The 13,267-nt window shown below is 71.4% G+C and carries 11 protein-coding genes and 1 pseudogene; 6 read left to right on the forward strand and 6 right to left on the reverse strand.

The genetic code is table 11. The features are described 5' to 3' along the window. Nucleotides 1-76: 76 nt before the first annotated feature. Nucleotides 77-274 (reverse strand): aroma-sacti cluster domain-containing protein, encoded by a 198-nt coding sequence (locus OG599_RS10210; protein ID WP_266703991.1) that lies wholly within the window; start codon nt 272-274, stop codon nt 77-79. A 211-nt stretch (nt 275-485) separates the two neighbouring features. On the opposite strand from OG599_RS10210, the pseudogene OG599_RS35440 reads away from it, so the two are divergent. From OG599_RS35440 to OG599_RS10235, 6 genes and pseudogenes are all read left to right on the forward strand, one after another. After that, nucleotides 486-638, forward strand: a pseudogene (locus OG599_RS35440) (response regulator transcription factor); the annotation flags it as partial. A gap of 6 nt (nt 639-644) precedes the next feature. Beyond that, nucleotides 645-1,022, forward strand: a complete 378-nt coding sequence (locus tag OG599_RS10215) for an aroma-sacti cluster domain-containing protein (protein ID WP_327175657.1) — start codon at nt 645-647, stop codon at nt 1,020-1,022. A 35-nt stretch (nt 1,023-1,057) separates the two neighbouring features. Next, on the forward strand, nt 1,058-4,147 hold the full coding sequence (locus tag OG599_RS10220; protein WP_327175659.1) for an AAA family ATPase: 3,090 nt from the start codon (nt 1,058-1,060) through the stop codon (nt 4,145-4,147). Next, nucleotides 4,144-5,019 (forward strand): S8 family serine peptidase, encoded by an 876-nt coding sequence (locus OG599_RS10225; protein ID WP_327175660.1) that lies wholly within the window; start codon nt 4,144-4,146, stop codon nt 5,017-5,019. Before OG599_RS10220 ends, OG599_RS10225 begins: the two co-directional genes overlap by 4 nt. Before the next feature lie 13 nt (nt 5,020-5,032). Continuing rightward, entirely contained in the window at nt 5,033-5,557 is a 525-nt protein-coding gene (locus tag OG599_RS10230; protein ID WP_442809667.1) for a GAF domain-containing protein, read from the forward strand. Further along, a complete protein-coding gene (locus OG599_RS10235; RefSeq protein ID WP_327175662.1) occupies nt 5,550-6,548 on the forward strand; it encodes a hypothetical protein in 999 nt (332 codons plus the stop codon). The genes OG599_RS10230 and OG599_RS10235 overlap by 8 nt, the downstream gene beginning before the upstream one ends. 57 nt (nt 6,549-6,605) lie before the next feature. On the opposite strand, the gene OG599_RS10240 is transcribed toward OG599_RS10235, so the two are convergent. From OG599_RS10240 to OG599_RS10260, 5 genes are all read right to left on the reverse strand, one after another. Next, entirely contained in the window at nt 6,606-6,938 is a 333-nt protein-coding gene (locus OG599_RS10240; protein WP_327175663.1) for a hypothetical protein, read from the reverse strand. After that, complete coding sequence (locus tag OG599_RS10245) at nt 6,929-7,978, reverse strand: hypothetical protein (protein ID WP_327175664.1); 1,050 nt, start codon at nt 7,976-7,978, stop codon at nt 6,929-6,931. The genes OG599_RS10240 and OG599_RS10245 overlap by 10 nt, the downstream gene beginning before the upstream one ends. 20 nt (nt 7,979-7,998) lie before the next feature. Further along, nucleotides 7,999-10,275: a glycoside hydrolase domain-containing protein gene (locus tag OG599_RS10250; protein ID WP_327175665.1), complete on the reverse strand. Its 2,277-nt coding sequence runs from the start codon at nt 10,273-10,275 to the stop codon at nt 7,999-8,001. A gap of 765 nt (nt 10,276-11,040) precedes the next feature. Next, nucleotides 11,041-11,592 (reverse strand): TetR/AcrR family transcriptional regulator, encoded by a 552-nt coding sequence (locus OG599_RS10255; protein WP_327175666.1) that lies wholly within the window; start codon nt 11,590-11,592, stop codon nt 11,041-11,043. Further along, nucleotides 11,589-13,100, reverse strand: a complete 1,512-nt coding sequence (locus tag OG599_RS10260; RefSeq protein ID WP_327175667.1) for an MFS transporter — start codon at nt 13,098-13,100, stop codon at nt 11,589-11,591. The genes OG599_RS10255 and OG599_RS10260 overlap by 4 nt, the downstream gene beginning before the upstream one ends. Nucleotides 13,101-13,267 lie beyond the last annotated feature (167 nt).

A 13,267-nucleotide genomic window follows, 5' to 3' on the forward strand; every position in this document is an offset into this window, starting at 1 on the left:
GCTCCCTCTGGGTGTCCGGGCGCACGGCGGTCCGGTGGGTCCGGCGGCGGTGCCGCCGGACCCACCGGGTCTGGAATCAGCAGAGGACGTTGACCTGGTTGTCGTTCACCTGGCCCTCGACCGCGGCCGACACGGCGTTGAGCCGGGCCTGGATCGAGCCGAGGACCGCGACCTCGTCCGGGCTGAGGGCACTGAAGACGTCGCGCTCGGACTCCGACAGCAGGTCGACCGGGGTGCCGGCGCTGCGCAGCGCGTCGAGGGGTGCTTGCGACATGGGTCACTCCTTCATGGGGATGGTCACGGGCTGGTGCAATCGCAAGGATGCTCCGGCACGCCCGGGCTTCGTATCCCTCGAATGACTATGATTCCGGTGGCATATGAACCCACTCAAGGCGTGCTTGTCCGGAGCATGACCCGCAGCTACTCTCTTGCCCGGGAGCGCGGCATTTCTCTGCCGGCCAACGCTTCGCTCGCCGAAACGAGGGGTGAAGATTTTGACCAGGCGTGAGATTTTGATCGCTTCGCTCGTGGCCGCCGGCTCCTCGAACCGGGATATCGCTGAGGCTCTGTGCATCAGCCCGCACACGGTGGCGGCTCATTTATGCAACATGCTCCGAAGAACGGGCGCATCGAATCGCACGGAAATGATTGCGCGACTGTACGCCCAGGGTGTTCTGGTCCAGGGGATCTGGCCGCCGCTGCCCGCGGACGAGCGGAAGCGGCAGGAGGCCCCCGGGGGCATCGGCGCCCTCGCGGTGCTGACGGTCGCGGAGCGCTCCATCGGATCGGCCGGCGTCCCTGTCGACTGGCCGCACTACGGGAACGAGGTACCGGTAGTCATGCCCTTCGACGCCCTGCACGCACTACGTGAGGCCGGCCACCCGGTGGACCTGCTGGCGGTCGAGCAGCGCTCGGTCCTCTCGGGGCTCAGCGAGCACGAGGTCCAGGTCCTCAACACCGTCAAGGAGCGGCTGGAAGCGGTGTCCGGTGAGGTGGAGGGACAGGACCTCAAGCTCCTGTGAACGACGCCGCGCGGTGCGGCGGTTGCCGTGCCACGGTGCCGGACGGAGCCCGGTTCTGCCCGGAGTGCGGCACCCCGGTCGTCGTGGGGGCGCCGTCGTCGGACAGCCGCAGAATCGTCACGGCGCTCTTCATCGACCTCGTCGGCTCGACGGTGCTCGCCGAGACCCTGGACCCCGAAGCGCTGCGGCGCACGATGGACCGGTACTACCGGGCCTGCACGACGGCGGTCACCGAACACGGGGGCGTCGTCGAGAAGTTCATCGGCGACGCCGTGATGGCGGTCTTCGGGGCGTTCGTCACCCATGAGGACGACGCCCTGCACGCGGTCCGGGCGGCGTGCGCCGTCCGGGAGGCCGTGACGGCCATCGGCACCGGTGCCGGAGGGTCCCGCGCGGGGGTGCCGCTGGACACCCACTGCGGGATCGCTTCGGGAGAGGCCGTGGTGGCGGGGGCACTCGGCGGCGCGGCCAGGGTGGTCGGGGACGTCGTGCACACCGCCGCCCGCCTCCAGTCGCACGCCGAGCCGCACGAGATCCTCGTCGGCGAGGAGACGGCCCGCCTGGTCGGCGGCCGGGTCCGTATGGAGGCCGTCGCACCGCTGCGGGTGAGGGGCAAGCGCGAACCGGTCGCCGCCCGGCGGGTCCTGTCCGTCCTCGACGCGGCGAGCCGGGAGGACCTGGTCCCGCTCGTCGGGCGCGACGGTGAACTACGGCTCCTGTTGGACGAGTTCGCGGAAACCCGGGGCGAGCGCCGCAGCCTCCTCGTCACGGTCGCCGGCCCCCCGGGCATCGGCAAGTCGCGCCTGGTGCGGGAGTTCCTGGGCCGGGCCGGGGAGGACGCCGTCGTCCTGAGGGCCGGCTGCCAGGCGTACGGCGCCGGACTCGCCCACCGCCCGCTGGCCGAGGCGGTCTGGTCGCTGCCCGGCGGCTGGGAGGAGGCGCAGGGGGCGCTGGAGACGCTGCGCCCGAGCGCGGACCGCGCCGTCACCGCCCTCGCGGTCGCCCTGGGCATCCGCACCGAGAGCGGGCTCCCGGTGAGCGTCGACGAGATCGGGTGGGCGTTCCGGCGGCTCCTGGAGGCCCTGGGCCGCCACACCCCGGTGATCCTGGTCCTGGAGGACTTCCAGTGGGCGCAGCCGACCCTCTCCGACATGGTCGCCGATTTCGGCAAGGGCGCCCGGGACACCCCGCTGCTGGTCATCCGCGTGGCGCGCGCCGAGACGGGCGCGGTGCCGGCCGGGGACCTCGCCCTGCGTCTCGACGCGCTGCCGCCCGCGCAGACCGAGCGGCTGGTGGGACTGCTCGCGGACCGGGCGGAGGTCGCCGCGCAGGAGGCGGTCGCCACCGAGGACGACCTGGCCCGGGTCGTGCGGGAGTGCGACGGCAACCCGCTGTTCGCCGAGCTGCTCCTGGAGAACCTGGTCGGCCGGGAGGCCGTGGACCGGGGCGTTCCCACGTCGATCCGGGTCCTGTTGACGGCCTGGCTGGACCGGCTGCCGGCTGCCGACCGGGCCGTGCTGGAACGAGCGGCGGTGGTGGGTGGGTCGTTCGGTGCCGAGGAGGTGCGCGCACTCGCCGTGAACGAGCCGGCGCTGGCGGGCGGGGTCCTCGACGACGCCCTGGCCAGGCTGGTGCGCTCCCGGGTGATCCATCTGTCCGGCTCGCCCGGCACGTACCGGTTCACCCGCGCACTGGCCCGGGACACGTTGTACGAGATGACCTCGAAGGCCCGGCGCGCGGCCTGGCACACCGTGCTCGCGGACCGGCTCGAAGCCCGTCCGCCGGGCCCGGCCGCGGAGAGCGACCTCGCCCACCGCCTGGAGTCCGCGTGCCGCCTGCTGTCCGAGGCCGATCCGGGCGATCCCGGGCTGCCCGCGCTGACCGGGCGTGCGGCCCGCGCCCTGGTGGCCACCGGGTACCGGGCGCTGCACCGCCGGGACCTGCCCGCAGCCGTCTCGCTGATGGAACGCGGGCGCGGTCTCACTCCGGACGGCGACCCCCAGCACCGGGTACTCGCCGCCCGCATCACCGACACGTATGCCGCGCTGGGCCGTTGGGACAGCGCCCGGCAGGCCGTGGCGGAGGCGGAGCGCAGGAACGGGGCCGACGCCCCGACCCGGGACACCTGCGCCATCCTGCGGCAGCTGATCGCTCTGCGCTCGGGCGGGGCGGAGCCCGCCGGGGCCCCGTACGCCCCGGGTGCCGGACGTGCCGAGCCCGGTCCGGCGGACGACCTGAGCTGGTGCAGGCTGCACCAGCTGTCCTCGCTGCGGAGCTTCGCCGAGGGCCGGGTCGGCGCGGCGGAGGGCTCGATGCGTGACGCGCTCCGCCGGGCGCGCGGGCTCGGCGACACCTACGAGGGGAACCGCATCCTCGCGTCGATCTGTGAGCTGACGCAGTGGTCGCCGACCCCGCTCACCCAGGCCATCGACCTCTGCGAGGAGCTGGTCCGGCGGTTCGACGGCGACCGGAGCCTGCTCGTGCCGGTCCTGCTCACCCGGGCCCGGCATCTGGCCCTGTCGGACCGGGTGGACGCGGCCCGCGAGGACATCGCGCTGGTCCGCAGGCACTGCGACGACCTGGCACTGGCCCTCGGAACGCTCGCGGCCGGCCAGACGGCGGGGTTCGTCGAGTCCCTCGCCGGGGCGCACCTGCCGGCCGCCGGCCACTACACGGCCGCGGCGGACGGGCTCGCCGCTCTGGGGCAGACGCGGACGGCGGCCACCCTGCGCCTGTACGCGGCCCGGGAGCGGTTCTGCGCCGGGGACGGCTTCGGTCCGGACGCGGCCGAGCTCGCCGGGCCGCCCGCGGACCGGCCGGAGGAGACCCGTACCCGGGCCGTCCGGCTGGCGCTGCGGGCGCGGGTGCGGGCGCGGGCCGGGGCGTACGGGGACGCGGTCGGGGACGCCGAGCGGGCGACCGCCACGCTGGAGGGCACCGACGACCCCTGTCTCATCGGTGACGTCTGGTTCGAGGCGGCCCGGGTGCTGGACGCCGCCGGTGAACCGGAGCGCGCCCGGCATGCCGCCGGGCGGGCGCTGGACGCCCTGACGGCGAAGGAGGCCGTGCTCCCCGCCCGGACGGTGCGGGCGTGGAGAGCGGCCGGAGCGTGGGAGAACCGATGAGCGATCCACCCTGGAGACGGCCCGCGCGGCCCTACACGCCGGGCGTACCGGCCTGGGGCGCGACGAGGGCGCAGGCGCGTGAGAGGTTCGCGTCCGTCCCCCTGGAATCGGTCTCCCCGGAGTGGGCGTGGGGCGGAGCCGACGGTTCCGGGGTCCGGGTGTGCGTCGTGGACAGCGGGGTCGAGGGCGGCCACCCGATGGTCGGCCCGGTCGACCTCGCCATGACGGCCGCGACGGCCGAGGACGGCGAGGTGGAGATGGTGCCGTGCGAGCCCACCGACCGCGCCGGACACGGCACCGCCTGCGCCGGGGTGATCCGGTCCCTCGCGCCGGGGGTCTCGGTCTCGTCCGTCCAGGTGCTGACCGACGGCAAGACGGGCAGCGGCCCGGCGCTCATCGCCGGGCTCTCCTGGGCCGTCGAGCAGAACTTCGACGTCATCAACCTGAGCCTGGCAACGACCCGGCCGGCCCTGACCGCGCAGCTCCACGAGCTCGCCGACCGGGCCTACTTCCGCCGGTGCGCGCTCGTCGTCTCCGCGCACAACCGGCCGGTGACCAGCTATCCCTGGTCGTTCTCCTCGGTGATCTCCGTCGCGAGCCACGACGAGGACGACCCGATGACGTACTACTACAACCCCGCGCCGCCCGTGGAGTTCCACGCGCGCGGTGTGCGCGTCCCCGTGGCGTGGCCCGGCGGCGGCACCATCCGCTCGACCGGCAACAGCTTCGCCGCGCCCCACATCTCGGGCCTGTGCGCGCTGATCCTCGGCAAGCACCCCTGGCTCACGCCGTTCCAGCTCAAGACGGTGCTGTTCCTCTGCGCCGGAAACACCACCGGTCGACTTGGAGGTGCGCATGACGAAACCCGTTGACGCCGCGACGCCCGTGGAGCGCCGCCTGCTGCAGTCCATCGTGGAAGTCGCGCGCCATGCCTTCGGCGCTGCGGCCTCCTCGATCTTCCTCATCGATCCGGAGACCGGTGACCTGGTCTTCGAGGCCGTGGCCGGTGAGGGCGACGGCCAACTCGTCGGTACGCGTTTCCCGGCGGGGACCGGCATCGCGGGCTGGGTCGCCTCGTCCGGTCAGTCGATGCTCGTCGACGACCTGCGCGAGTCGCGGCACTTCTCGGGCGATGCCGCCGCTTCCACCGGGTACGTGCCCGACAGCATCATGGCCGCGCCGCTGTTCGGCGACGACGAGTGCGTGGGCGTGCTGGAGGTACTGGACCGGGGCGCCGGCGGCGCACGGGAGATGGCGGACGTCGAACTCCTCGGGCTGCTCGCCGACCAGGCCGCCATCGGGCTCGAACTGCTCACCCGGCTGCGCGCCGCCGACCCGAGCAACCGTTCCGACAAGGCCCTGCGGCTCCTGGAGATGGCGGAATCGCTGCTGTCCCCGACCCATGGCTGAGCGGTGCGTCCTGCTGCTCACCAGACGGGACGACGGGGAGGCGACCGAGGCGTCAGCCCTGCTGCGCCGCATCGGGGTGTCCGTGCACCGGCTCGACGCGGACGGCCTGGCGGACGTCCGGGCCGTTCACGGGCCGGACGGTGTACTGACCCTGGACGGGCACCGGTTCGCCCCGACGGTGACCTGGCTGCGCCACTACTCCCTGCGGGCCGCGCCGGACGGACCGCCGGACGGTCCGGCCGGGGGGCGGATGGTGTACCGGGACGCGTGGACCGCGCTGGCCCAGCAGCTGGCCGCTGTCTCCCCGGCCACCGTCGGCGCCGCCGATCCGGGGCAGCTGGTGCAGCGGGCCCGGGCCCTGGCGCTCGGCGTACGCATCCCGCGCGGGCTGGTCACCACCGACCCGGCGGACGCGGCCGGGCTGCTCCCGGCCGAGCGGTACGTGCTCAAGGTCCTCGACCGGCACTACGTGGAGCCGGAGCCCGGCCGGCTCGACTGGTACCTGCCGCGGGTCCTGGACCGGGAGCGGCTCGCCGGCCTGCCCGGCCTGCCCCGGGGCACACCGGTGATGCTCCAGGAGTACGTCGAGCACGACGCCGAGTACCGGGTCTACCTCGCCGGGGACGAGCTGCACGCCTTCGAGGTGGCCAAGGAGCACCCGGAGGACATCTGGACCCGCCCGGACGAGGTGGGGGTACGTCAGGTCCGGTGCCCGGCCGCCGTCGCGTCGGCGGCACGCGCCATCGCCCGGGAGACGGGTGCCGTCTTCGGGGCGTTCGACTTCCTCCGTGACCGGGACGGGGGCGAGCCGGTCTTCCTGGAGATGAACGCGCACGGCGACTGGCACTGGTTCGAGCGCAAGGCCGGCGTCGACGTGGTGACCCGGGCCGTGGTGCGGACCGTACGGGACCTGCACCGGGCCGCCGTCGGCAGCGCGCGCCCGGCGGCGGTCAGCCTGCTCGCCTTCCTCGGCGCGGGCCGGGGCGGGTGACCCGGCCGGCCGATGTCCCGCAGCCCCGGTCCTACGGCCCCGGCCCCACGGCCCGGGTCAGGCCGACTTCTTCCTCCGGACGCTCACGACGAACTCGACCACGAGCGTCAGGACCATCAGCGCCAGGCAGAACACGAGCCCGAGCACCCCGGACGCGATGACGAAGACCGGGTCCAGGTCCGTGCACTCCAAGGCCGAGGAGCAGCCGAGGGCGTGCGGGTCCGTCCGTGGGCCCATTGCCTCCTGGCCGATGACGGCGCAGACCACGGAGGCTGCGGCCGCGACGGACAGCCCGATCCACCGCAGGCGCCGGGTTCCCCACCAGGACGCGATCCACCCCAGGAGGATCACCGCAGGCAGAATGAGTACGTAGGCGAGAACTACGCCCACGTGGAATCCCTCCGCGACATCGTGGTCCGGCCGGTCTGCCGCTGGGTGACGTGGTTGCCCATGTCGATCAGGTTGACCGTCGGGTGTTTGACGGTCGGCAGGTCGCCCTTCAACGTACGGGTCCTCACCTTCAGTTCGAGGTCGAGCCGGTCGCCGGCCTTGAGCTTCGCCCTCGTGGCCCATCGGGTCTCGAACAACGACGCGGTCCGGGTGTCCGAGAGGAGCCGCACTCCCGCGTCGTACGTCTTGTCGTTGAGCCGGGCGCCGACGATTCTGACGTCCGCGACCACCTGGGGGTCCAGTGCGACGGAGAACGACGCGGCCACCGGGGTCGTGCCCGGTCCGACGCTGCTCAGGGTGATCCGTGCGGGAAAGTAGTACCAGCGCGTGCCGTCGGCCCACTCGTGCCGGTTCCACACGCCGCTGACCTCCAGGCCCCACGGTGTGGCGACTCCGCCGAAGGCTTGCGGACGACCGGGCCGGAGGTTCCGCCGGCCCCCCGGCTTCGCGTCCATGTGACCCACGGCCGCGGTGGCTTCCGCGGGTCCGGCGACGAGGTCGTGGGGATACAGCACGGGGAAGGCGGTCCCGACGACGACCACGGGGTTGCTGCCTGCGGGCAGCGCCTCGGCCAAGGTGATCGTGCAGGTGGTGACCAGAGTCCTGGGGTCGGTGGCGACGGCGCTCGTCGTGCGCAGCCGCCGGGTGCCGACGGTGGCCACCGCGCTGGGCAGCGGGGAGTAGATCCGGGGTTCGTAGCTGATGGCGACCTGGGTGCCGGCCGGCAGGTCCGTGTCCACGTGCTGTACCTGGACGGCGAGTTGTCTGGGGAACGCGGCCGGCGCGTGGCCGACCTTCGCGAGGACGGCGACCGGGCTCGCGGCGACCGGGACCAGTTCCACACCTGCGGCCGCGGTGTCGTCGGCACCCGCCGTGTCGGCCCACGCCAGGCCGGGACCGGCGAGGGTGACGGCGCCGACGCCCAGCGTCAGGCCGCCCAGTACCAGCACGTGCCGACGGGTGACGTTCGAGTCGTTCATGTCGAATTCTCGATTCCTCATCAGGAGCAGTACTGGACGATGGCGTCCCTGAAGGCGGTCGCCACACCGTTCAGCGCCGTGTCGGACATGAACCCCGGCGTCGGGGTGGTCAGCGAGCTGGTCGTCTTGTACCAGAAGGCATCCCGGATGGCGGCCATCTCAAGGTCCGCGGTGTTGCTGGTCATGGCGCTGAGAGCGGCGGCCACCACCGTCGAGGGGGAACTGCCGAAGCGGATCGAGTAGAACGAGGCCCGCCGTGCCGCGGCCGCGGCGGACGACGCGTAGCCCGCCTTGAATTCCGTCGACAGCGGTTGGCCGGATCCCTGCCTGGCGGCCATGCCCAGGACGTAGGAGTCCATGTCGGCGAGGAGGTCGTCGAGCGAGAAGTACGTGCTGTCGCCCTTTCCGGCGATCTGGTCGGCGGCGTAGAAGTACGCCTGGTCGTCGGAGAGCCCGCTCAGGTAGAACTGCGCCAGCACGCTGACGAGGTCGCCGCCCCAGCTCCCGAAGTCCGTCATGTTGGCCGAGGAGAGGTCCCCGGGAACTCCGTTGGTGATGACCGCGCCGCAGGACGCGCCGAAGTGGTCGGTGTCGATGTCCCACAGCAGGTCGGGGTCGCGGAGCGGGCCCGCGTACGGTTGGTCGGGATAGGTGTTCGTGAAGTCGACGAAGCCCTGGTCGAGTTCGCCGAAGACCGTGTCGGAACCGGTGAACACGTATTTCGACGTGCGGGCCCGAAGGTACTGCGCGACCAGTTCCTGCGCGGAGCGCGAGGTGTTCCCCTGGTCGATCCACTGGCCTGCCCTGGCCTCCACCCAGATCATGTACGTGTAGAAGGCGTCGTTCGGGTCGCGCGGCCGGGTGACGCTGTTGACGCCCGGGTCCATGCCGGAGGCGATGTCGTTGTCGATCTCGACGGACCCGCTGGTACCGGGAGCCAGGGTGAAGTCCTTGATCTGGTCGAAGGCCCAGTTGTCCGGGAGCGGGTAGCCGAGATTCCCGCTGTAACCGGTGGACATGCCGCTGACGAAACTGCGCGTGGTGAGCCCCTCGGCCTCAAGGCGCAGGCAAGTGTTGCGGCAGCCGTACACACCGATCGCGTACTGGCTTCCCATCGCACTGATGCCGTTGTTGATTCCCTGGAAGTGCGGAATGATCGCACTGGTGATGTCGTCGTCGGTCGCGTCGAAGTCGACCGAGAAGTAGATCACCGTTCCGTACGGGATACCGAATGCGGTCGCCGCCATGGCCGCGTCGTTTCCGGCCGCAGTTCCCTGAGGTCCGCTGAAGTCACCGATCGCATTTCCCTCTTCCTGCCATATCGGAAAGAGGGAAAGACCGTTGTCGAAGATCAGCGCGATCTCCGAGTTCGTGAGGACCTTGCTCGTGCCGCCCGTGAGATAACGGCCCACTATGGAATAGCCGTGGTCCTTCACCGTCTGAATCGTGGTCGCGTTCAGCGGATACATGCAGTCGAACGCGGTGCCCGGGCGGTCCGGGTCCCCGGTCGACACCAGCAGCGACATCCATGTCGCGTAGTCGCCGGCACCGGAGGCCGGGAGCGAGCTGAACTGCTGGAACGCCTTCACCGTGGCCTCCAGCGACGAACCGTACGTCCCGCCGCCGTCGCCCCAGTGGGCGTCGTACCCGTTGAACGCCAACGCACTCTGGAACAGCCGCACCCACCCCGCCGAGCCCGAGTCCTGCGAGCCGTCGCCGACGTACGCCGTCGTCTTGAGCGCCCCCTCGGTGGTCGGGCCGATCGACCCCGTCACCTGGGTGTCCGTCAGCCCCATCTGGTACTGGATGGCCAGCACGAGGGCCTGCTGGACGTTGCGGGAGAAGTGCCCGTCGCACGGCCCGATGAAGAACTGACCACGCCCGTAGTACGCGTCGTTCAGCCACCGCTGACAGGTCTGGATCATGGAGGAGCCGCCGGACGTGAGCACGTAGGCGTCCATGGTCAGCAGCGCCTTGAAGACCTTCGGCTCCACGTTGTAGATCTTGAGGTCCGGCTGCTCCGGCCCCGGCAGGCCCATGTCGGCCACCAGCGCGGTCAACCCTGCCCCGGTGGGCACGTTGAAGCCGCCGTCGATGTCACCGCCGCTGTAGCCCTTGCAGTAGAGGGCCGCCTCGGCGATGGTCCGCATGTTCACGTTGCCGGAATCCCGGCCGACCGGACCGTACGCCTTCAGGTCCGCCCATGTCGTGGGCCCGAAGTTGTCGGACAGTGAGGCGATACCGAGTTCATGCTGGAGCGCCCGGGTGAGGCAGTAGATCGTCTCCCAGCCGGTCATTCCGTTCTCGGTGCACGGGTTGTACCCGGAAACACCTGAATACGTCGCATTGACCCATTGCTGAGCCTTGAGAACCATTTGATCCACAGAGCGGTCCTTCTGATTGTCGACAACCTGGCACTCGCGAACAATTCGGGCGAACGGACACGTACCGGACGCCCCAGCAGTCCGCCCGCACCCGGAGAAGGCCCCCTCACAGTCGGGGAAGGCGCCCTCGCGGTCGAAGGAGGCCCCCTCGCGACGCTTTCCGGATCGCCCGGCCAGGGGAAACGCATGGTCAATCTTTAATCATTCTTTGTTGAGCCATGAGGAATTCCTGAAGCTTTTCGCCTTCATCGTCATGCCCATTGAATCCACCTGTGAAAGGGCTGTGACCGGAGAAGTCGCCGATTTGCATCCCGAATGCCTCGAACGAAGATCACCCTACGACATCGCGGATCCTATTTGTAGCGACCAGGGGCAGCAATATTCGATCGGCCGCCTCCGATATGCTGAATTCCGGACGGCTTCGTCCCTGTTGCGATATCGGTGCGCCGTACGTCTGCGACGTGGTCCTCACGAGGGACGGTGGCGACGGCCGGTCGGCCCCTCTCGCGCGCGTCCAGCCTCGTGCCTCTCACCTGAGGGTGGGGCACCGGGCCGACGGGTCGGGCCGCTCGGCATGAAGAGAAGCAGGGGCCGGCGGCCGGGCGGGGCCTCCCGCCGAGGACCCCGGCAAGACCCAGGAGGCCAGGGTCTCAGCGAGGTGCCTGCCGGCGAAGACCTTCAAGAACCCTGGCCGAGCATGTCCAGCACCAGGGGGACGAGTTCGTCCGGGTCGGCCCCGGCGAGTTCTCCCAGGGTGCCGCCGTGGCGGCACAGCACGATGCCCACGAACGCCGCCACCGCCAGCTCCGCCCGCAACCGGGGCCGGTCCAGGCCCTCGCGGGTGAAGCGCTCGCACAACGGGTCCACCAGACGCCACTGAAGCTGCTCCAAGGCGGCGTCCCGGACGTTCGGCTCCTTCAACGGGTCGACCGCCGAACGGAACATCGGCCCCGGACCGCGAAGATCCACCCCGCTCACCAGCCCGCGGTTGCGCTCGGGTTCCAGCAGGTCGGCCGGCCGGACCCCCTTGCGGTCCAGGTCGAGCACCGCGAGGTAGAGCTGCGCCTTGCCCCCGAAGTAACGGGCGATCAGGGCCGGATCCACACCGGCGCGCTCACCGATCTCCCGCGTGGTACTGCGGTCGAAGCCCCGTTCGGCGAACAGGCCGGCAGCCGCCTCCAGCAGCAACTGCCGACTGCGCGCGGAGTCCCGCCGCCTGCCCTCGCTCACCGGACGGGTCCGCCCGGTACCGCGGTCACACTGTCCTCGGCGCCCTCGGCGTCCGCGATGCTCTCTTCCATCAGCAGTTCCTCGTCCACGGTCCCGGCGGTCGCCCCGGACTCCCCTGCTCCCGCCCGTCCGGGCAGGACGATCGTAACGATCCCGGCGACCACCCAGATCGCACAGCCCAGCCAGGCGGCGGCCTGGTAGCCGCTGTCCGTCGGCAGGATCCGGCCCGGGTCGGTGTGCGCCTCCAGGACGACCGCGCTGACGACGCTGCCGGTCGTGTAACCGATGGTGCGCACCACCTGGTTGAAGCTGATGGCACTGCCGGTCTCGTGCGCGGGCACGGCGTTGACGATCAGTCCGGGCATCACGGCGAAGGTGCAGCCGACGCCGAGTCCGGCGACGCCCATGACCACGAAGAGCTCCCACAGACCGCCCCGGGCGCACAGGAACAACACCATCGACACCAGGGAGATCCCGCAGCCGATCGGCAGCACCGCCGCCGTGGACGTCCGCCGGACCAGCAGCGGCACCAGCTTGCTGGAGGCCACGCTGGCGGCTGAGAAGGGCAGCAGTACCAGCCCGGTCACCAGCACCGACGCGCCGAAGCCGTAGCCGGAGGAGGCCGGGGTCTGAGCGAAGCGGGTGATCAGCGACATCATCATGTACATCGCCACTCCCGCTATGAGGCCGGCGACGTTCGCGGTCAGCACCGACCGGTTGCGCAGCGTCCGCAGGTCCACCAGCGGGTGGGCGGTGCGCAGTTCGTGGAAACCCCAGCCGGCCAGGAGCAGCAGCGCGAAGAGCACCAGGCCCAGCACCCGGGCCGAGGTCCAGCCCCAGACCTCGCCTTCGCTCAGCGCGAGCAGCAGCGAGGCCAGTCCGACGGCGAGCAGTGCCGCGCCGGGGGCGTCCAGGGGTCGCTTTTCCCGTCCGCCCGCCTGCGGTACGACCAGGGCGGCGGCCAGCAGGGCGAGGCCGCTGATGACGGCGCCGAACCAGAAGGCGGCGTGGACGCCGATGGTCTGGGTGATCAGTCCGGTGAGCGGATAGCCGAGTCCGACGCCGGCCACGGTGGTGATGGAGAGCATCGCCACCGCGGAGCGCGACCGCCCTCCCGGCAGGGCGGCGCGCGCGGTGGCGATGGCCAACGGGACGAGACCGAGGCCCACTCCCTGCATCCCGCGCCCGGTGACCAGGAAGCCGAAGCCGAGGGGAAGCGCGGCCAGCACGCTGCCGGCCAGCACCGTCACGAGGGCTCCCAGCACCACCCGCCGCCGGTGGGGGCCGTCGCCCATGCGCCCCATCACGGGGGTGGCTATGGAGCCGACGAGCAGGGTGACCGTGAGCGACCACTGGGCGTCGGACAGGGACACGTGGTCCACCTCGGCGATGGTCGGCACCAGCGGAGCCCCGAGGCTGCTGATCACCGCGACCACCGTGCCGATGAACACCAGTACCGGGACCAGGGCCCGTTGCCGAAGGTCGACGGTTGTGTGAGGGGCATTCATCGGCAGGCTCTCCCGAGATCGTCATCAAGTGATGTCTTCAGATGATGACATGTGCCCTTCGGTGCCCTGCGCGGCCGACCGTGGGCGACGACCGCCACCTACGGCGGACCGCCTCCCAGTACCGCCGCCCTCTCCGGCGCGGCCACCACCGAGTACGGTCGGCCGGA

Origin of the sequence: Streptomyces sp. NBC_01335 (assembly GCF_035953295.1) — a bacterium.
Lineage (GTDB): Bacteria > Actinomycetota > Actinomycetes > Streptomycetales > Streptomycetaceae > Streptomyces.